The organism is Anaeromonas frigoriresistens (genome assembly GCF_016820655.1).
Taxonomy (GTDB): domain Bacteria; phylum Bacillota; class Clostridia; order Tissierellales; family SIT17; genus Anaeromonas; species Anaeromonas frigoriresistens.
The window spans coordinates 338,022-358,234 of record NZ_WSFT01000053.1 but is presented as its reverse complement, the minus strand read 5'-3'; the positions used below and the strand labels follow the sequence as shown (position 1 = coordinate 358,234).

24 protein-coding genes are annotated in these 20,213 nt (G+C 28.3%); 23 read left to right on the top strand and 1 reads right to left on the bottom strand.

The window, feature by feature from the left end; translation table 11 throughout:
• Positions 1–10: 10 nt before the first annotated feature.
• The 11 genes from GOQ27_RS15925 to GOQ27_RS15875 all read left to right on the top strand — a co-directional run bounded on the left by GOQ27_RS15925 (position 11) and on the right by GOQ27_RS15875 (position 9,268).
• A complete protein-coding gene (locus tag GOQ27_RS15925) occupies positions 11–748 on the top strand; it encodes a segregation and condensation protein A (RefSeq protein WP_203367866.1) in 738 nt (245 codons plus the stop codon).
• A gap of 4 nt (positions 749–752) precedes the next feature.
• Complete coding sequence (scpB, locus tag GOQ27_RS15920) at positions 753–1,298, top strand: SMC-Scp complex subunit ScpB (protein WP_203367865.1); 546 nt, start codon at positions 753–755, stop codon at positions 1,296–1,298.
• 95 nt (positions 1,299–1,393) lie between these two features.
• Complete coding sequence (locus GOQ27_RS15915) at positions 1,394–2,029, top strand: DUF2953 domain-containing protein (RefSeq protein WP_203367864.1); 636 nt, start codon at positions 1,394–1,396, stop codon at positions 2,027–2,029.
• Complete coding sequence (gene ytfJ / locus GOQ27_RS15910) at positions 2,022–2,459, top strand: GerW family sporulation protein (protein WP_203367863.1); 438 nt, start codon at positions 2,022–2,024, stop codon at positions 2,457–2,459. The genes GOQ27_RS15915 and ytfJ overlap by 8 nt, the downstream gene beginning before the upstream one ends.
• A gap of 135 nt (positions 2,460–2,594) precedes the next feature.
• Positions 2,595–3,716 (top strand): D-alanyl-D-alanine carboxypeptidase family protein, encoded by a 1,122-nt coding sequence (locus GOQ27_RS15905; RefSeq protein ID WP_203367862.1) that lies wholly within the window; start codon positions 2,595–2,597, stop codon positions 3,714–3,716.
• A 110-nt stretch (positions 3,717–3,826) separates the two neighbouring features.
• Complete coding sequence (locus tag GOQ27_RS15900) at positions 3,827–4,789, top strand: sulfide/dihydroorotate dehydrogenase-like FAD/NAD-binding protein (protein WP_207751327.1); 963 nt, start codon at positions 3,827–3,829, stop codon at positions 4,787–4,789.
• Positions 4,782–6,062, top strand: a complete 1,281-nt coding sequence (locus GOQ27_RS15895; protein ID WP_203367861.1) for an FAD-dependent oxidoreductase — start codon at positions 4,782–4,784, stop codon at positions 6,060–6,062. The genes GOQ27_RS15900 and GOQ27_RS15895 overlap by 8 nt, the downstream gene beginning before the upstream one ends.
• Before the next feature lie 40 nt (positions 6,063–6,102).
• Complete coding sequence (locus GOQ27_RS15890) at positions 6,103–6,810, top strand: pseudouridine synthase (RefSeq protein ID WP_203367860.1); 708 nt, start codon at positions 6,103–6,105, stop codon at positions 6,808–6,810.
• 88 nt (positions 6,811–6,898) lie between these two features.
• Positions 6,899–7,279: a GNAT family N-acetyltransferase gene (locus tag GOQ27_RS15885; RefSeq protein ID WP_203367859.1), complete on the top strand. Its 381-nt coding sequence runs from the start codon at positions 6,899–6,901 to the stop codon at positions 7,277–7,279.
• Between the two features lie 2 nt (positions 7,280–7,281).
• On the top strand, positions 7,282–7,851 hold the full coding sequence (gene mnmM, locus GOQ27_RS15880; RefSeq protein WP_203367858.1) for a tRNA 5-(aminomethyl)-2-thiouridylate-methyltransferase MnmM: 570 nt from the start codon (positions 7,282–7,284) through the stop codon (positions 7,849–7,851).
• 19 nt (positions 7,852–7,870) lie between these two features.
• The gene (locus tag GOQ27_RS15875; RefSeq protein ID WP_203367857.1) at positions 7,871–9,268 is read left to right on the top strand and encodes an oxaloacetate decarboxylase subunit alpha; all 1,398 of its coding nucleotides are present in this window, start codon (positions 7,871–7,873) and stop codon (positions 9,266–9,268) included.
• A gap of 45 nt (positions 9,269–9,313) precedes the next feature.
• On the opposite strand, the gene GOQ27_RS15870 is transcribed toward GOQ27_RS15875, so the two are convergent.
• Complete coding sequence (locus tag GOQ27_RS15870; RefSeq protein WP_203367856.1) at positions 9,314–9,952, bottom strand: hypothetical protein; 639 nt, start codon at positions 9,950–9,952, stop codon at positions 9,314–9,316.
• Positions 9,953–10,022: 70 nt separating this feature from the next.
• Between GOQ27_RS15870 and surE the strand changes: the two genes are divergently transcribed.
• From surE to GOQ27_RS15810, 12 genes are all read left to right on the top strand, one after another.
• Positions 10,023–10,778, top strand: a complete 756-nt coding sequence (gene surE / locus GOQ27_RS15865) for a 5'/3'-nucleotidase SurE (RefSeq protein ID WP_203367855.1) — start codon at positions 10,023–10,025, stop codon at positions 10,776–10,778.
• Positions 10,779–10,912: 134 nt separating this feature from the next.
• Complete coding sequence (locus GOQ27_RS15860; protein WP_203367854.1) at positions 10,913–11,125, top strand: 4Fe-4S dicluster domain-containing protein; 213 nt, start codon at positions 10,913–10,915, stop codon at positions 11,123–11,125.
• Positions 11,118–12,272 carry a 2-oxoacid:acceptor oxidoreductase subunit alpha gene (locus tag GOQ27_RS15855; protein ID WP_203367853.1) on the top strand — a complete coding sequence of 385 codons (1,155 nt, stop codon included), beginning with the start codon at positions 11,118–11,120 and terminating at the stop codon, positions 12,270–12,272. The genes GOQ27_RS15860 and GOQ27_RS15855 overlap by 8 nt, the downstream gene beginning before the upstream one ends.
• Positions 12,254–13,075 (top strand): 2-oxoacid:ferredoxin oxidoreductase subunit beta, encoded by an 822-nt coding sequence (locus GOQ27_RS15850; protein WP_203367852.1) that lies wholly within the window; start codon positions 12,254–12,256, stop codon positions 13,073–13,075. Before GOQ27_RS15855 ends, GOQ27_RS15850 begins: the two co-directional genes overlap by 19 nt.
• Before the next feature lies 1 nt (position 13,076).
• Positions 13,077–13,604: a 2-oxoacid:acceptor oxidoreductase family protein gene (locus GOQ27_RS15845; protein ID WP_203367851.1), complete on the top strand. Its 528-nt coding sequence runs from the start codon at positions 13,077–13,079 to the stop codon at positions 13,602–13,604.
• Between the two features lie 13 nt (positions 13,605–13,617).
• Positions 13,618–14,508 carry a MurR/RpiR family transcriptional regulator gene (locus GOQ27_RS15840; protein ID WP_203367850.1) on the top strand — a complete coding sequence of 297 codons (891 nt, stop codon included), beginning with the start codon at positions 13,618–13,620 and terminating at the stop codon, positions 14,506–14,508.
• Positions 14,509–14,601: 93 nt separating this feature from the next.
• Positions 14,602–15,210, top strand: coding sequence for a histidine phosphatase family protein (locus GOQ27_RS15835; RefSeq protein WP_203367849.1), 609 nt, complete (start codon positions 14,602–14,604; stop codon positions 15,208–15,210).
• Positions 15,211–15,213: 3 nt separating this feature from the next.
• Positions 15,214–16,455, top strand: coding sequence for a BaiN/RdsA family NAD(P)/FAD-dependent oxidoreductase (locus tag GOQ27_RS15830; protein ID WP_203367848.1), 1,242 nt, complete (start codon positions 15,214–15,216; stop codon positions 16,453–16,455).
• A gap of 55 nt (positions 16,456–16,510) precedes the next feature.
• Positions 16,511–16,873: a chorismate mutase gene (gene aroH, locus GOQ27_RS15825; RefSeq protein ID WP_203367847.1), complete on the top strand. Its 363-nt coding sequence runs from the start codon at positions 16,511–16,513 to the stop codon at positions 16,871–16,873.
• A gap of 25 nt (positions 16,874–16,898) precedes the next feature.
• Positions 16,899–17,558 (top strand): (d)CMP kinase, encoded by a 660-nt coding sequence (cmk, locus tag GOQ27_RS15820; protein WP_203367846.1) that lies wholly within the window; start codon positions 16,899–16,901, stop codon positions 17,556–17,558.
• A 17-nt stretch (positions 17,559–17,575) separates the two neighbouring features.
• A complete protein-coding gene (locus GOQ27_RS15815) occupies positions 17,576–18,166 on the top strand; it encodes a lysophospholipid acyltransferase family protein (RefSeq protein ID WP_203367845.1) in 591 nt (196 codons plus the stop codon).
• Between the two features lie 11 nt (positions 18,167–18,177).
• Positions 18,178–20,145, top strand: a complete 1,968-nt coding sequence (locus tag GOQ27_RS15810) for a bifunctional 4-hydroxy-3-methylbut-2-enyl diphosphate reductase/30S ribosomal protein S1 (protein ID WP_203367844.1) — start codon at positions 18,178–18,180, stop codon at positions 20,143–20,145.
• The last annotated feature ends 68 nt before the right edge of the window (positions 20,146–20,213 follow it).

The following is a 20,213-nucleotide window of genomic DNA, read 5'->3' as shown; positions in this document are numbered from 1 at the left end:
AGTAGTAGACATGAAGTATACGATTAGTTTAGAAAGTTTTGAAGGTCCCTTCGACCTCTTGTATCACTTAATAGAAAAAGCGGAAGTAGATATATATGATATACCAATAGCTAGGATTGCAGAACAATATATTGAATATTTGTCCCATATGGAAGAATTAGATTTAGAAATTACCAGTGAGTTTTTAATAATGGCTGCCACATTATTAGAAATAAAGTCTAGAATGCTTCTTCCCAATACTGAGGTAGAAGGGGAACAGATTGAAATGGAAGAGGCTGATCCTAGGGAGGAACTTATAAGAAGGTTAATTGAGTATAAAAGGTACAAGAATGCAGCTGAAGATCTAAAAAGTAGGCAAGATATTCATGGTAAAGTATTCTACAAACCTAAAGAAGAAATCAATATTAATGATGAAGATGATAGTACTAATTTAGATGGGTTAGAACTATCTCACTTAATAAAAGCTTTTGATAACTTAATTCATAAAAAGTTTAAAGAAAAAAATAATAAAAAATTTCATGAAATAAAAAGAGAAGAAATTTCAATTGATGAAGCAATGAATCTAATACGAAATAAATTGATTTCTAATAAAGAAGTTGGTTTTGAAGAACTATTTGAGAATAGGCTAACAAGGTCAAGTATAGTAACTATATTTATTGGAATTTTAGAATTAATAAAAATGAAAGAAGTTAATATCTATCAAGATAATAATTTCTCAAATATTAAACTAAGTAAAAAGCATAGGTGATAATATGGACACAAGAGAATTAAAGTCAATTATTGAAGGAGTTTTATACATATGGGGTGAACCTTTATCAATAGGGTCTTTATCAGAAGTATTAGAAATAGACAAAGATACTATTATTGAGATAATGGAAGAGATGATCAATGAGTTTAATTATAATAGAAGAGGTCTTCAAATCATTCAAATAAAAGACAGCTATCAATTATGCACCCGATCAGAGCATTATGAGTATATTAAAAAGTTAGTAGTACAAAAAAACAGTAAAGGATTATCTAATGCTGCATTGGAAACTTTATCTATAATTTCTTATAAACAACCAATCACAAGAGTAGAAATTGAAAGTATTAGAGGCGTTAAATGTGATAAGTCTATCAATACATTGATAGAAAAAGGCTTGGTCGAAGAAAAAGGAAGATTAGATAGAACAGGTAAACCTATTATCTATGGAACTACTGATAATTTTTTAAAACATTTTGGATTAAAAGATATTAGTGAGCTTCCTAAACTTAAAGAATTAAAAGATATTGATTTAGATGAAAATAACACAGATTGATGTGTTATTTTTTTTATTATGGAGATAATAAAGAAAATATAGTATTTGTGATATTTACATAAACTTACCTAGACAATAAAAATGGAGTGAATTAATTGTATATTCTGATAGTATTTTTAATAGCAATAATGATTTTTATAAATATACCTTTCTTTATACAATTTAAAATGTCTAGAAAACATGATGATGATAATTTACATATATATGTAAAATTAACTGAAAGAATAAAAATAATACAATTAGAAATACCTTATATAGATATGTTAATATCTAATGAAGATATTAATTTTAATATTACAAGAGATATAGAAACTAAGAAGAGATCATTAAATAAAAAACGAAAAAAAATATCATTAAGGAAGATTATAGATTTATTTAAAAAATTATATCATCATCAAATAATTTTTAATAGTATGAAAAGTTTTAAAAATTATTTGTTAAAAAAGATAAAAATACAAGAGTTATATTGGGAGACTAAGATAGGATATAATGATGCAGCAGTATGTGCTATTTCATCAGGAATTTTATGGTCTATTAAATCTATGATATTTTCTTATGTTTATTCAAAATATAAATTAATAAAATTCAAGTATGACGTAAACACTATTTATAATGAAAATGTTTTTGAAATTGACTTTAATTGTATAATTCAGATTAAAATTATCTATATAATTAAAGCTATTTTATTTTCTATATTATCAATAGTGAAGGGGGGTGAATTAGATGCCTAATCATCCTATAGAGGGTTTAATGAATACTACAATGGAGTCTTTAAAAGAAATGGTAGATGTTAATACTATAGTAGGGGACCCTGTGGAAACACCTGATGGATTAGTTATAATACCTATATCTAAAGTATCACTTGGATTTGCATCTGGAGGTACAGAATTTAATGGTAAAGAGAAATCTAAAGAGAATAATGAAGAAAACTCTTCCAAACTACCTTTTGGGGGAGGATCAGGAGCAGGTATTTCGGTTCAACCAGTAGCTTTTATAGTAGTAGGCAATGGTCAGATGAAACTATTACCTGTAGACCAAGGATCTAACATATTAAATAATATATTAGATTTTATACCTAAAGTAAGTCAAAATTTACAACATAAATTTAAAAATAATAAAGATATAAAGGTAGATGTAGAAAAAGATAATGGTAATTGTTAATTATTATAAAAAGTCTTCTATAGAAGACTTTTTATTTTACTATTGTAAACAATATATAGATTTTAAAGTAAAACTTAGCATCTCAATATTGAATTTTTAAATTAAATATACAAATAATAATTTTGAGGTGATTTTTTGTTTAAGAAAAATATCATAATATCTATAATTACTCTCTTTTTTATAGCTGTACTTCCGGTTACCCATTCATTTTCAATAGCAATGGCGCCTAATGAAAGTGCAAGAGGTGCTATTCTTATAGAACGAGATAGCGGTAGGATATTGTATTCTAAAAATATTAATCAAAAGCTACCTATGGCTAGTACTACAAAAATAATGACAGCATTAATAGCTATTGAAAAAGGTGATTTAGATGAAACAGTTATAGTAAAAGAAGAATGGACAAATGTTGAAGGATCTAGTATTTATCTTAAACCAAATGAAAAGGTAAAATTAAAAGATTTAGTATATGGATTGATACTTAGATCAGGAAATGATGCTGCAACAGCTATAGCATGTCATATAGCAGGGAGCATTGATAATTTTTCTGTTTTAATGAATGAAAGAGCTAAAGAGATTGGTGCAATTAATACTAATTTTACTAATCCTCATGGATTACACTCTGAAAATCATTATACTACTGCATATGACTTAGCATTAATTTCACAAGTAGCTTTAAAAAATGAAACCTTTAGAAAAATATCTAAAACAGTTGATTATGTTTCAGATAGAGATTTGAATTCTCATTTTTATAATAAAAATAAAACTTTATGGCAGTATGATGGAGGCGATGGAGTTAAGATTGGTTATACCCAAGCAGCAGGAAGATGTTTGGTTTCTAGTGCTACTAGAGATGATATACAACTGATTGCTGTAGTTTTAAATGATAATAATTGGTTTAATGATTGCTATAACTTATTTGACTATGGTTTTAATAATTATAAAAACACCCACATATTGCGCAAGGGTAATTTTATAAAAAATATATCAATTAATAACGGAAAAATTGATAAGTTACCCATAGTTATAAATAAAGACTTCTATTATCCTTTATTAAAAGATGAAGTAAAGGATATAAAGATTTCAGTAAAAATTCCTAAAACATTAACAGCCCCGGTAAAAAAAGGAACTGTAGTAGGGGAAGTTAATATTACTTTAAAGGACCAAAATATATATAAAGGTGATATTAAGTTATCAGAAAGTATAAATGAAAAAACTTTAAAAGATAAAATGGTTAATTTTATAGATAGTATATTCTAAAAGACTTCTAATCAAATAAGAAGTCTTTTTTTATTTTCTTTGTAACAGATATTAGTAAAAATAATATCTTAATAATATAGGCAAAAAGCTAAAATAAGGGGGGGAAGATATTGAATAAAAGATTACTGTGCATTGATGCAGGTAGTGAATATTGTCCATGCTATTTGGCTGAAACAGGGGATTGTATAACTTGTTCTATTCTTAGAGGTCAAGATTTTTGTGATTGTAACTGGAGAGGTAGTTGTATCTATAGTGAATTTGTTTGGAATGATTACGTTAAAAAAAATAGTAGGAAATTTTATTCAAGCAAAATATTAAAGAAAGAGTCACTAGGGAATGAAGTGTATTTACTTAAAATTGAAACGACTAAAACTCTAGCGAGACAATTAAAACAACCAGGAGCTTATATTTTTATTAGAGGTGAAGGATTACCTCAATTTTTTGATGTTCCGATGTCTATTATGCAGGCTAATGAAAAAGAAGGATATGTATATATTGTATACAAAGTATTAGGTACTAAAACAAAAAGACTTAATGAATCGGATAATATTTTAATAAGAGGTCCTTATTGGAATGGAATATACGGATTAAATAATATTAAGACCTTAAAAAATAACAACTGTTTATTGATAGCTCGAGGTGTAGCTCAAGCCCCTACTTTGTTATTGATTAATAAGATCGTAAAAAATAATAATATAACACTTATTTTGGATAAAGGTAAGCTAGAAGATAACTTTATATTAAATTATTTATCACACAAAAATATTGAAATTATTTTTATTGATACTATGAAATATAAAGAACAAGAATATATAAAAGAAATTATGATTGATAAAAAAATAGATTTTGTATTTTCTGCAGGTTCAGATATATTTCACAAAAAGATTATCGAACTTATTGATGAGATAGATCCAAGTATAAATATTTCAGCAACTAATAATAGTGAAATATGTTGTGGAGAAGGTGTTTGTGGCGCATGCTCGGCTCATTTAGAAAATGAAGGATCTGTTAAAGGATGTAAAACTCAAATAGATATAAGAGAGTTAATTAAAAGGAGGGTTAATATTGACTAAAGTAATTATTATAGGCGGTGGATGGGCAGGATGTGCTGCAGCTATAAGTGCAAAGAAAGCTGGAGGAGATGTAACTATAATTGAAAAAACAGATATGCTCTTAGGCTTAGGTAACGTAGGAGGTATCATGAGAAACAATGGTAGATATACTGCTGCTGAAGAGTCTATACATTTAGGAGCGGGAGAACTATTCAATATATGTGATAAGGTTTCACGACATGTAGATATTGATTTTCCTGGACATAATCATGCCTCATTATATGATGTAAATAAAATTGAACCATTAGTGAAAAAGCAATTAGAAGATCTGGGAATAAGCATATTGACATGTAGGAGAGTAACTGATGTTGTGAAGGTTAAAAATAAAATAACAAAAGTGGTATTATCGGATAAATCACATATAGAAGGAGATGTATTCATAGAAACTACTGGCTCCACTGGACCTATGGGGAATTGCTTAAAATATGGTAATGGCTGTGCTATGTGTATTTTAAGATGTCCTTCCTATGGACCAAGAGTAAGCATAACTGAGAGATGTGGAATAGAAGATGTTTTGGGACAAAGAAATAATGGATCTTATGGTGCATTTAGTGGTTCATGTAAATTAAACAAAGAAACCCTAAGTAAAGATTTACAAAAAGAATTAAATGATAAAGGAGTAGTAATATTAACAGTACCTAAAGAAGACGTAAATTTAGAAAAGTTAGATTTGAAAGTATGTCAACAGTATTCATTAAAAGAATTTGCTGAAAAGATAATACTATTAGATACTGGACATGCAAAATTAATGACACCATTTTATCCATTAGATAAATTAAGAAAAATAAAGGGATTAGAAAATGTTAAATTTGAAGATCCATATTCAGGAGGACTAGGAAATTCAATAAGGTACTTATCAATTGCTCCAAGATATAATAACATGAAAGTAGAAGGTATAGATAATCTTCTTTGTGGTGGTGAAAAATCAGGCTTCTTTGTAGGTCATACTGAAGCAATAGTAACAGGGTCATTAGCTGGTCATAATAGCATAAGATTAAGTTTAGGTATGCCATTATTAGAGCTTCCAAGAAACTTGGCTAGTGGTGATATAATTGCTTATGCGAATGAAGAGACTAAGAGTATAGAGGGTTTAAAGAAAAGATTTACTTTTGCAGGTTCAATATATTTTAATAGAATGAAAGAATTAGGTTTATATACAATAGATAAGGAAAAAATAAAAGATAAAATTATAAGGCTAGGTTTACTAAATATTTATGAAGATAAAATAGTGTGATATTATAAAAGTAAAGAATTTAGAGAAGAGGTAGTTTTTTATGAGATTACAAAAGTTTATGGCAAAGGCAGGAGTAGCTTCTAGAAGAAAATCTGAAGAAATTATTAAAGCAGGGAATGTAAAAGTTAATGATGAGATTATTGATGAGTTAGGATATAAAGTAGACGTGGATAAAGATATTATTAAAGTAAATGGAAAAATAATAAAAATAGAAGTTAAAAAAATATATATACTAATAAATAAACCAACAGAGTATATAACTAGTGTATCTGATCAGTTTAATAGAAAAACAGTTATGAGTTTAATACCCAATATAGATCAGAGAGTATATCCAGTAGGAAGATTAGATTATGATACATCTGGTTTATTATTATTAACTAATGATGGAGATTTAACATATAAATTAACACATCCTAGTCATGAAATAAACAAAACTTATATTTCAAAAGTGAAAGGGATACCAACAAAAGAAGAGTTATTGAAATTTAGAAAAGGTTTAAGAATCGAAGATTATATAACATCAAAAGCTGAGATAGAGATATTAAATAAAAGTAAAGATTCATCAATATTGAAAATAATAATACATGAAGGTAAAAACAGACAAGTTAGAAAGATGTGTGATGCAATAGGTCATCCTGTCTTAGAATTAAAGAGAATAGCCATGGGCAATATAGAATTAGAAGATTTAAAGGAAGGACAATTTAGGTACTTAGATGAGGATGAAATAAATTATCTGAAAAAAATATAGTAAGGATTTAAATCCTTACTATATTTTTTTACTTTAAATATATATAGATATCTATTATAATGTAATTGTTTCATCAAAGGAGGTAAAAATGATAATAATAAACAAACATGACTATAAAAATTGTAAAGCCTTTTTAGATAATTATTATTTGGGTAGAATTGAATATGATAAGGATATTATATTCATAGTAGAAGAAGATAATAAAAAGTTAGGTTATATAATTGTAACTAAGAATAATAAAATAGCCTCTATAAAAGATTTATTCGTTTTAGAAAATTATAGAAACATGAATTTTGGTGATGGTTTAATAAGAACAGCTTTAAATTCATTAAGGTTAGACAACATTAATAAAGTATTTTATAAAAATAATTGTGATTATCTTCTAAGAAAAGGATTTATTAAAAATGACGATAATCTTGAATGTATTATTGAAGATTTCTTTTCTAAACATAATTGTAAAAGGAGATAAGCATGAGTAAAAGACTATTAACAAAAGCTACAGACTTAGCAAAACATGTTATAGATATTAAATTACAAAAAGGCATGACTGCAGTAGATGCTACTATAGGTAATGGCAATGATACTTTAGAACTAGCTAAAAGAGTTGGTAGTAACGGAAAAGTATATGGTTTTGATATACAGAAAGTTGCTATAGATAGTAGTAAAGAGTTATTAGAAAAAAATAATTTATTAGATAGAGTGGAACTGATATGTGACTCCCATGAAAGAATATCTGAATATATTAATGATAAAATTGATTTAGCTATTTTTAACCTAGGATATTTACCAAGTGGAGATCATTCTATAATAACAAAACCTAATACCACTTTAAAAGGTATAGAAAGTGTATTGTATAGTCTAAAGGAAAACGGTATACTAATTGTAGTGGTTTACTATGGACACTCCGGAGGAAAAGAAGAAAAGATAGCAGTAGAAAAATATTTAAATAAGTTAGACCAGCGGAAGTTCACAGTGATGAAGATGGATTTTATTAACCAAATAAATAATCCACCTTTCATATTTTGTATAGAAAAAATATAACTTCTAGAGGAGGTTTATTATGTCAAAAGTAAAATTTACAGAAACTATTCTTAGAGATGCTCATCAGTCTCTTATGGCTACAAGAATGACAACTGAAGAAATGTTACCTATCGCTAAAAAATTAGATGAGGCTGGATATCATTCATTAGAAGTATGGGGAGGAGCTACATTCGATGCTTCTTTGAGATTTTTAAATGAAGATCCATGGGAAAGACTTAGAAAATTAAGAAAAGCTATTAAAAACACTAAATTACAAATGTTATTAAGAGGTCAGAATCTGTTAGGCTATAAAAACTATCCAGATGATGTTGTAGAAGAATTTGTAAAGAAGTCTATCTACAATGGAATTGATATAGTACGTATATTTGATGCTTTAAATGATACAAGGAATTTAAGAACAGCATTAAAAGCCACAAAGGAAGCTGGGGGACACGCTCAAACTGCAATATCTTTTACTACGAGTCCTGTACATAACACTGAATACTATTTAAAACTAGCTAAAGAAATGGAAGAAATGGGTGCAGATTCAATATGTATTAAAGATATGTCTGGTATATTATTACCTTATAATGCTTATGATTTAATCAAAAAATTAAAAGAAACTGTGAGTATACCAATTCAACTTCATTCTCATTTTACTAGTGGAATAGCAAATCAAACTTATATGAAAGCAGTAGAAGCTGGAGTAGATGTAATTGATACTGCCTTATCTCCTTTAGGAAATGGAACAAGTCAACCTGCTACAGAACCTATGGTTGCATCTTTAGATGGATCTGGAAGAGAACCAGGATTCGATTTAAATAATTTGAATGAAATCGCTGAATATTTTAGAGATATTCGAGATAAGTATCAAGAGAAAGGAATTTTGAAAACTAAAGTATTAGGGGTTGATCCTAAGACTCTTGTATATCAAGTACCTGGTGGTATGCTATCTAATCTTGTCTCACAATTAGAACAACAAGGATCAATAGATAAATTTCAAGAAGTATTAGAAGAAGTACCTAAAGTACGAGAAGATTTAGGATACCCTCCATTAGTTACTCCTATGAGTCAGATGGTAGGTACTCAAGCAGTATTTAATGTGATTTTAGGTGAAAGATATAAGATGGTACCTTCAGAGATTAAAAATTATGTAAAAGGATTGTATGGTAAACCTACGATAGAGATAAAAGAAGATATAAAGAAGAAAATAATAGGCGATGAGAAAATATATACAGGAAGGCCAGCTGATTTATTAGAACCTCAATTAGAAAATTATAAAGATGAAATCAAAGAATATATAGAACAAGAAGAAGATGTATTATCTTATGCTTTATTCCCACAAGTAGCACTAAAATACTTTCAATATCGTCAAGCTGAAAAATACAGTATTGATAACGATTTGTTAAATAAAGAAGATAAAACATATCCTGTTTAAAATAAATATCAGGCTTTAAAACATTAATGTTTTAAAGCCTGATATTTAACATTTGTGATGTAGTATTATTCTATCGGGGCGATTACTAGTATAGTTGATTATTTTTACTTTACTGTTTTTATCTATAACTTTATTGCATTTTAAACATAGATAATTGGATTTCTTTATTTCCTCATAAGTTATCTCTAAGTTAAGGTTTTTATATTTTTGCCAACTTTTCCATCCTACTTTACATAACTTTTTTCTCTTATCATAGTCTGAATAAACCCATTTTAAAATTCTATGAAAATGAAATGGATACTTAGTATAACTTATTATCTCTTTTGGAAAGCCTAAAGATAAAGTGTAATCTTCAAAAGATTTTTCAATTATATTTTGTAATGGATCATAAATTTTTGTGCTTGTAAAATTATAATTATTATCTTTTAACCATTTCCTTAAATTATCAAACATGTATCCTCTACAAACTAATATTTTTTCTTCTTTGGATACATTAAGGGAATTGAATAGATCCACTGTTATATCAACTACGTAATCTAGGTATTTTTTTTGCTTGAAATTTTCAAAATTATATAGTTCTAAAGGGATAATTTTATAATAGTACTCTTTAGTATCACATCTCATAGCTCCAATAATAGTACCACCGATTAGACTACCACTACCTGCATCATCTATTTGTATCATTATTTCACCTCAAAATCTATTTGTACTATATTATTTACGAATAATTGATATTATATTAGGGAGGAAGAAAATGAATATATTATTGACTAATGATGATGGCATAAATGCTATCGGAATAAGAGATTTAGCAAAAGAACTATCAAAAATTGGAAAGGTGACAGTTGTAGCTCCTGATAGGGAAAGAAGTGCTTCAGGTCACTCTATTACTCTTCATGCACCATTAAGAGTAGTAAGAACTGATATACATGAAGGGATTGAAGGCTATATGATTTCAGGTACACCTAGTGATTGTGTTAAAATTGCCTTAGAATCTATATTAACAGAAAAACCTGACTTGGTAGTATCTGGAATTAATAATGGACCTAATTTAGGAACTGATGTTTTATATTCTGGGACAGTTTCTGCTGCTATAGAAGGAGCTATTCATAATATTAAATCTATTGCTATTTCAGTTTCTTACGGTGAAGACAAAATTAACTATGAAGGAGCTAAGCATTTTTCTTGCAATTTGATAGAAATTATTTCAACTTTAGAAGATGGATTGATATTCAATATTAATGTACCATCATTAAATAAAGAAGATATAAAAGGGACTATAATTACAGAATTAGGGATAAGAAGGTATAATAATAAATATATAAAAAGAGAAGATCCAATGGGTAAAAGCTACTACTGGTTAGCGGGAGAATTGATAGATATTGAAAATAAAAACACTAGTGATATAAAGGCTATAGAAGACAAGTATATATCCATTACACCATTACATTTTGATTTAACAGACTATAAAAGTTTAGAAACTTTGAAAAATAGTAAAATCGAAATATAAAATTATAAATTTTGCATAAAATGAAATATAACTTGCAAAATAATAAAATTTCTTTAAAATAATGAAATATAAATTGCAAAATGTCTATTATTTTGGTATTATTTAGTTAGAAAAAATTAAAAGGGGGCTTTATAGTGGCCACAAAAAAAGACAAGAAATTGATTGTGGATAAAGACTGGTGTAAGGGATGTGGAATTTGTGTCGAATTTTGTCCCAAGGATGTTTTAGAGATGGAAAACGATATCATAAATATAAAGGATTTGGATTCATGCATAAAATGTGGACTTTGTGAACTAAGATGTCCTGACTATGCTATTTATTTAGAAGGAGATGAGTCGGATGAATAAAAACATAAAGCTTATGCAAGGGAATGAAGCATGCGTAGAAGGAGCTTTAGCAGCAGGTATGAAGTTTTATGCAGGTTATCCTATAACTCCATCTACAGAGATAGCAGAAATCTCATCACTAAAGTTACCAAGAGTTGGTGGGAAATTCATTCAAATGGAAGATGAAATTGCAGGTATGGCGGCAGTTATTGGAGGATCATTGGCTGGTCTTAAATCTATGACCGCTACTAGTGGCCCAGGATTTTCTTTAAAACAAGAGAATATCGGGTATGCAGCAATAACAGAGATTCCATGTGTTATAGTGAATGTACAAAGAGGAGGTCCTAGTACAGGACTACCAACTTCTCCAGCACAAGGTGATATTATGCAAGCGAGATGGGGAACTCACGGAGATCATCCAGTAATTGCTCTAACTCCATCATCAGTAAAAGAGACTTTTGATTTGACTGTTAAAGCCTTTAACTATGCTGAAAAATATAGAATGCCTGTTATGTTAATGTTAGATGAAGTTATTGGGCATATGAGAGAAAAGATAGAAATACCAAATAGAGAAGAAATTGAAATTATAGATAGAGTTAAGCCTACATGTGATCCTGATGAGTATAAAGCTTATGAAGTGAAAGATGGAGATATAGTTCCTAAAATGGCTTCTTTTGGAGATGGTTATAGGTATCATGTTACAGGTCTAGTGCATGACGAGACTGGCTTCCCAAGTAATGACTCTGTCATAGCTGAAAACCTAATTAATAGACTTATGAACAAAATAGAAGATAATATTGATGATATAACAAACTATGAAGAGTATATGTTAGAAGATGCTGATGTTGCTATAATAGCCTATGGTGGTACTGCTAGATCTGCTAAAAGTGCTATTGAATTAGCTAAAGAAGAAGGGATAAAAGTAGGACTATTTAGACCTATAACTATATGGCCTTTCTTAGAGAAGGAAATAAAAGAACTAACAAAAAAAGTTAAAAAAGTTATAGTTGTAGAAATGAATCTTGGACAATATGTGTTAGAGGTTGAACGGGCAGCTGATAAGGATTGTGAAGTCTTTAAATATGGTAGAGTAAATGGACAATTAATTACTCCAGATGAAATATTGGAGAAAATTAAGGGGGACGTATTATGCCTAGCAAATTGTTAGATAGATATTTTAGAATGGATAAATTGCCACATATATGGTGTCCTGGATGTGGGCATGGGATTATTATGAAAGCAGTAGTCGATGCTATAGATGAACTTGGATTAGAAAAAGATAAAGTTTGTATTGTATCAGGAATAGGCTGTTCCTCTAGAGCTCCAGGATATATGGACTTCAATACTCTACATACTACTCATGGTAGAGCATTAGCATTTGCTACAGGAATTAAAATGGCAAACCCTGAATTACACGTTATTGTGGTAACAGGGGATGGAGATTGTGCTGCTATAGGAGGAAATCATCTTATACATGCAGCTAGAAGAAATATTGATATAACTACAATAGTATTTAATAATAATATATATGGTATGACAGGTGGACAATATTCACCAACAACTCCTACAAAAGAAAAAGGAACTACTGCACCTTATGGAAATATAGATAAGAATTTTGATTTATGCGAGTTAGCAAAGGCTTCTGGTGCCACATATACTGCAAGGTCTACAGCATATCATGCTAAGCAGATTAAAGATTTGACCATAAAAGGTATAGAGAATAAAGGTTTTTCTCTTATAGAATCTTTAAGTATTTGTCCAACATATTATGGTAGAAAAAACAAAAAAGGTGATGCTCCAGAAATGATGAAGCATTTAAAAAATGGTACTATTAACATTAAAGCTGCAAATAAGCTAAGTAAGGATGAAATAGGTAATAAGATTGTTATAGGAGAGCTATATAGTAATAAAGAGGCAGAGTATACTGAGGAGTATCAAAAAATTATTGATAGAATGCAAGAGGGGAGATAATATGAAGGGACAAACAGAGGTTAGATTAAGTGGATCAGGTGGTCAAGGGTTAATTTTAGCAGGAATAATATTGGCTGAAGCAGCTTTGATAGATGGTAAAAATTCTATACAGACTCAATCATATGGACCAGAAGCTAGAGGTGGAGCTAGTAAAGCTGAGGTTATTATAAGCGATACTGAAATAAACTATCCAAAGGTTAGAAAATGTGATGTGTTATTAAGTTTAACTCAGAAATCTTGTGATGAATATTTGGATTCTTTGAAGAAAAATGGTATTCTAATTATAGATAAAGATGTAGAGAAACCAGAAAGAACTGATGTTAAAATATTTCATGTGCCTATTATAGAAAAAGCTGTAAATAATATCGGTATTTCTATGGTTGCAAATATAGTTGCATTAGGTGCTATTAATGGAATAACAAAAATAGTTTCTGAAGAAGCATTAAAGGAAGCTATACTAAAAAGGGTTCCCCCAGGAACAGAAAAAGTTAATGAAAAAGCATATGAACAAGGTTTAAATATTATCTAATAAGGACGATTTTATGGATGAAAATAAAAGAGATTTAATTAAGCTGATTCAACTGAATTTTAGTCACTTAAGTAAAGGACAGAGGCTAATTGCAGAATATATAATATCAAATTATGACAAAGCTGCATTTATGACTGCTTCGAAATTAGGAGAAATGGTTGGTGTTAGTGAATCTACAGTTGTTAGATTTGCTAATGCTTTGGGATTTTCTGGGTATCCTGAGTTACAAAAATCTCTCCAAGAGCTAATAAAAAATAAACTTACAACGGTTCAAAGATTAGGAATGGAAGATTTCTCAGATAAAGAAAATTTTATCAAGAAAGTAGTCAGGGCTGATATTAATAATATGAGAACTACATTAGATAATTTAGATAATGATACCTTTTATAATGTAATAGATGAAATATCTAATGCAAAAAGAGTATATGTACTAGGTTTAAGGAGCTCTACTGCATTGGCTGGTTATTTGGGGTTTTATTTAAGTCTTATACTTGATAATGTTAAGGTTGTTAGCTTTGGAATGAGTGATATATTTGAACAGTTATTAAGAGTAACGAAAGATGATGTGGTTATAGGTATAAGTTATCCTAGATATTCTAAGAAAACTTTGGATGCTTTACAGTATGTAAAAAAACAAGGTTGTACTATCATAGGTATATCTGATGGTAATCTATCACCAATATCTAAGATATCTGACTATACTTTAGAGGCTAAGAGTAATATGGTATCATTTGTAGACTCTTTAGTGGCTCCAATGAGTCTTATTAATGCATTGATAATTGCATTAGGTATAAAGAACAAAAATGAAGTAAGTACATATTTTTCTAAACTAGAAAGTATATGGGATGAATATAATATATATGATGATAAGAATAAAAGTGATATAATAGATTATGATTTATAAAAAAGTAGCTAAGGCTACTTTTTTTAATGGATTGATTTTAATAATAAATTAAAAGCCATAATATATTTAAATATATATTATATTGGAGGTATTATGAAAAGACTATATATAATAAGACATGGTGAGTCAAAATGGAATGAATTAGGAAGAGTTCAAGGACAAAAAGATATAGAATTAACTGAAAAGGGGCAACTTCAAGCCTTGAAAGTTGCAAATAAGCTTAAAAATACTGATTTTGAGTATATATATTCCAGTGATTTAAATAGAGCTTATAACACAGCTAAAATAATATCTGATAAGTTGTCCACAGAATTAATACAAATAGAAGATTTAAGGGAGATTAACTTTGGAGATTGGCAAGGCCTTACATTAGAAGAAATAGAGAAAAAAAATAATAAAGACTACTATACTTGGAGAAATACTCCTCATAATCTAACAATACCAAAGGGAGAGAGTCTCATAAAGGTACAAGAAAGAGCTATGGGTTTTATCAATAAATTACATGAAAAACATAAAGGAAAGAATATTCTTTTAGTATCCCACGGAGTTGTGATAAAAGTTATACTTCTAGGATTACTTGATTTAGATTTGAGTAATTATAGAAAATTATCTATTAGTAATTGTGGTTTAACAATAGTTGAATTCATCAATAATAAACCACAAATAAAATGTATGAATGAAAGAATAACGTTGGAGGATTAAATTATGAAAGAAAAAATAGTAGTAATTGGTGGAGGTCCTGCAGGTATAATAGCTTCAGCCACTGCAAGTAAAAAAGGAGCTAATGTAATTTTAATTGAAAAGAATGAAAGAATCGGAAAGAAAATGTTAATCACAGGAAATGGTAGGTGTAATATAACTAATTTATGTTCTATAGAAGAATTGATAGATAATGTTACTAGAAATAATTACTTTTTGTACTCTGCATTCTATTCTTTCACTAATAAGGACATTATTGATATATTGGACCAATACGGATTAAAGGTAAAGGTTGAAGATAATAACAGATGCTTTCCTATCACTAATAAGTCAATTGATGTAACGAATGTTTTAGAAAGATACCTACTAGATAACAATGTTGATATAAGTTTAAACACAAAGGTATATAAAATAAATAAAAAAGACGATAAGTTTATTATTGATTATATTAAAAATGATAAAAACCACACAATTAAAGCTGATAAACTTATAATATCCACTGGTGGTAAATCATATCCAGCAACTGGATCTACGGGAGATGGATATGATTTTGCAAAAAAACTAGGTCATAATATAGTTTCTCTCATACCTTCTATGGTACCTTTTAATATTAAAGAAGACTGGATCAAAGAAATAAAAGGAATAAGCTTAACAGAGGTGAAAATTTCATTAATTCATAATAAAAAAGAAGTAGATAATGAAATTGGAGATATAATTTTTACCCATTACGGAATATCTGGTCCAAGTGTATTTAATTTAAGTTGCAGGAAGAACAGAACCATAGAACAAAATAATAACATTAAATTAAGACTAGATTTTTTCCCTCACCTTAATGAAAAAGAATTTGATGATAAACTATTAGGATTATTACAATATAATTCTAATAAAAATATAATTAATATAATAGATAATTTAATACCATATGCTTTAGGACTAAATATCTTGAAAAGATTAAACATTGAATATAATTTAAAAGCTAACCAATTAAATAAAGAAAATAGGAAAGGTATAGTTAGTATTCTTAAAGAATTAGAATTAAGTATATCAGGTTTACGATCTATAAAAGAAGCATATGTTACTTCTGGCGGTGTAGACACGAGAGAAATAAACCCCTCTACAATGGAGTCTGATATAGTAAAAGGTCTATATTTTTGCGGGGAAATCCTAGATGTAGATGCTTATACTGGAGGTTTTAATTTACAAATTGCATATTCTACAGGATACCTTGCAGGAGAAAGTTGTTGTTAAGCACCTTGAGGTAGTTTTTAAATTAATATATAATATATGAACAGGAGTGGTATATATGGGTGTTGTGAGTATTAGAGGAGCAATTACAGTTGAAGAAAATAACAATGAACATATAATACTTAATACCAAAACATTATTAAATCAATTAATTATGGAAAACAATATACAATCTGAAGATATAATATCCATATTATTTACAGCTACAGAGGATTTAAATGAAGCTTATCCAGCAAAAGCTGCTAGAGAGATTGGATTAGTAGAATGTAGTTTACTATGTTTTCAAGAAATGTATGTTAAGAATAGTTTGGAAAAATGTATAAGAATTCTTATTATGTTGAATTCTGATAAAAAACAATCCCAAGTAAGTCATATTTATCTTAAGGGAGCAAAAAGATTAAGAAAAGATTTATTAAAATAAATATGTAGAGAAGGAATGAAATTAAATGTCAAATTTAGTAATAGCTGTAGATGGACCAGCTGGAGCAGGGAAGAGTACTATTGCAAAATTAATTGCCAGCAAATTGAATATTATTTATATAGATACTGGAGCAATGTATAGAGCATTAACTTACAAATTAATAAATGAAAACATAGATTTAAAAGATATTTCAAAAATAATAGACGTATTAAAAGATACAGAAATAGATTTTAAGAATAACCATATATATTTAGATGGAAAAATTGTAGATGATAAAATAAGAACTAATGATATAAGTAACAATGTATCTATTGTTGCAAGAATTAAGGAAGTAAGAGAAAAATTAGTAAATATACAAAGAAAAATTTCTAAGAATAATGATGTGATTATGGATGGAAGAGATATTGCTAGTCATGTTTTACCTGATGCTAATTTAAAGTTTTATATAAATGCCACACCGAAAGAAAGAGGCAAAAGAAGGTATGAAGAAATAATTAAAAGAGATCCGAGTGTATCGTTATCAGATATAATACAAGAAGTTAAGGTAAGAGATGAAATTGATAGTACACGAGAGATATCCCCTTTAATTAAAACAAAAGATGCTATTGAAATAGACACAACTGATAAAAGTATAGAGGAAGTTGTTCAAGTTTTATTAGATTATATAAAAGATAATATTAATTAATTCAAGGGGGTATAAAAATGGGTTTATATAACTTTGTAAGAAGTGTAGCTAGTGTTTTGTTTAAAATGTTATACAGAGTAAAAGTTCACGGAGATAAAAATGTACTAGTTGATTCTAGAATGATAATATGTTCAAATCATATACATTATTTTGATCCAGTATTAGTAGCTGTCATTTTTAAGAATAGTCAAGTTCACTATATAGCTAAAAAAGAATTGTTTAAACATAAGATCTTAGGATCTTTTATTGAGAAGTTAGGTACATTTCCAGTTGATAGAGATGGTGCTGATTTAAGTGCAATAAAGAGAGCTTTAAAAATACTAAAAAGTGATAAAGTACTAGGAATATTTCCAGAAGGAAAAAGGGTTGTAAAAGGGGAAAAAATAGAAGCGAAACCAGGGGTGGCTATGATAGCAGTTAAATCTAAATCTCCTGTAGTACCTGTATATATTGACACTAGTTATAAGTTGTTTAGTGAAATAAATGTATATTTAGGACAACCCATGGAATTACACAATAATCAAAAAGGTAAATTGAGTATAGAAGAGTATAAATCAATAAGTGATGATATACTAAAAAAAATATATAGTTTAAAAAGTAATGGATAGGAGGATTGAAATTGAAAATAATTTTAGCTCAAAATTCAGGCTTTTGCTTTGGAGTGGAAAGAGCTATAAATAAAACATTAGAAACCATAGATACTAATAAAGGAGTTCATTCATTAGGTCCTTTAATCCATAATAAACAGGCAATAAGTTTTTTAAGTAAAAAAGGACTTAATACTATTAAGAGTCTCGACGAGGTAGATTCAGGGACTGTTATAATTCGTTCCCATGGTGTACCTATTGATATTCATAGTAAATTAGAAAATAAAAATATTGAATCTTTAGACTTAACATGCCCCTTTGTAAGAAAAATTCAGAAAAAAGTTGAAGAATATTATAATAAAGGGTATAAAATAATTATAATAGGTAACCCTGAACATCCTGAAGTTATTGGCATAAATGGTTGGTGTAATAATAGTGCAAATATAATTAACTCAAAAGATGATATTGAAGATACAAAGAAATATGATAAAATATGTATTGTAGCACAAACTACTATGAATGAAGAAAAATTTGAATTATTATCAGAATTGATAAGTAAAAAGTCAAATGAAGTATTAAAATTTAACACTATTTGTAATGCTACTAAGCTTAGACAGATGTCATGTAAAGAAGTAGCTGGAAAAGTGGATGCAATGATAGTTATAGGTGGTTATCATAGTTCTAATACTCAAAAACTTGTTACAATAAGTAAGGATATTTGTAAAAACACTTATCATATTGAAACTGTTGATGATTTAAATATTAAAGAATTACAAAAATATAATTTAGTAGGAATTACAGCAGGTGCATCAACACCTGACTGGATAATTAAGGAGGTTGTCAATCAAGTGAGTAATATTGATAATGAAATGAACATGATGATGGAAGAAATTGAAAAAAGTTTAGTAAGTGTAAACAAGGGAGACATTATAGAAGGTACTGTTATATCTGTAAATAAAGATGAAGTAATGGTAAACATAGGCTATAAGTCTGATGGAATAATCAAAAAATCTGAATTATCAAATGATCCAAATATAAATCCTGAAGAAACACTTAGTGAAGGAGATAAAATAGAAGTTTATGTATTTTCTTTGGATGATGGTGAAGGTAATGTATTGTTATCAAAGAAAAGAGTAGTGGATATAAAAGGATGGGAAGAAATAGAAAGTGTTTATGATGACGGAACTTTAGTAAATGGTAAAATAGTTGAAATAGTAAAAGGTGGAGCTATTGTTTTAGTTAATGGATTAAGAGGATTTATCCCTGCATCTCATATATCTATAAACTATGTAGACGATTTAAATAAATACTTAGGTAAAGAATTATCTTTAAAAATCATTGAGTTTGATAGAGTAAAGAAAAGATTAGTATTGTCAAGAAAAGAAGTAGAGATGGCAGAACTAACAGAGAAAAAAGACAAGTTATGGAGTAAATTAGAAAAAGGTGCAAAAATTGAAGGTGAAGTTAAAAGATTAACTGACTTTGGTGCTTTTGTAGATATTGGTGGAATTGATGGTTTAGTTCATATTTCTGAATTATCTTGGGGAAGAGTTAATCATCCTTCTGAAGTGGTAAAAGTTGGAGATAAAGTTGAAGTTATAGTTCTCGACTTTGATAAACAAAAGGAAAGAATTTCATTAGGATATAAGCAAACAACTGAACATCCTTGGGAAAATGTTAAAGACAAATATAATATTGGAGATATTGTCGAAGGAAAAGTAGTTAAAATAGTAGATTTTGGTGCGTTTGTAGAAATAGAATCTGGACTAGATGGACTAGTTCACATATCTGAAATATCACATAAGCATATTGCTAAGCCTTCAGAAGAACTTTCTAAAGGAGATACAGTTAAAGTTAAAATTTTAGATATTGATTCAGAAAATAATAGATTAAGTTTAAGCATAAAAGAAACTGAAGAAAGACAAGAAAATACTTATAAAGATGAAGAAGATACTGAATTAACAGTAGGAGATATGATAAAAAATAATAAAGAAGACTAATAAAATAAGGAAGGGAAACCTTCCTTATTTTACATATCAATATTTTAATAACAAGAATAAGGAGTATT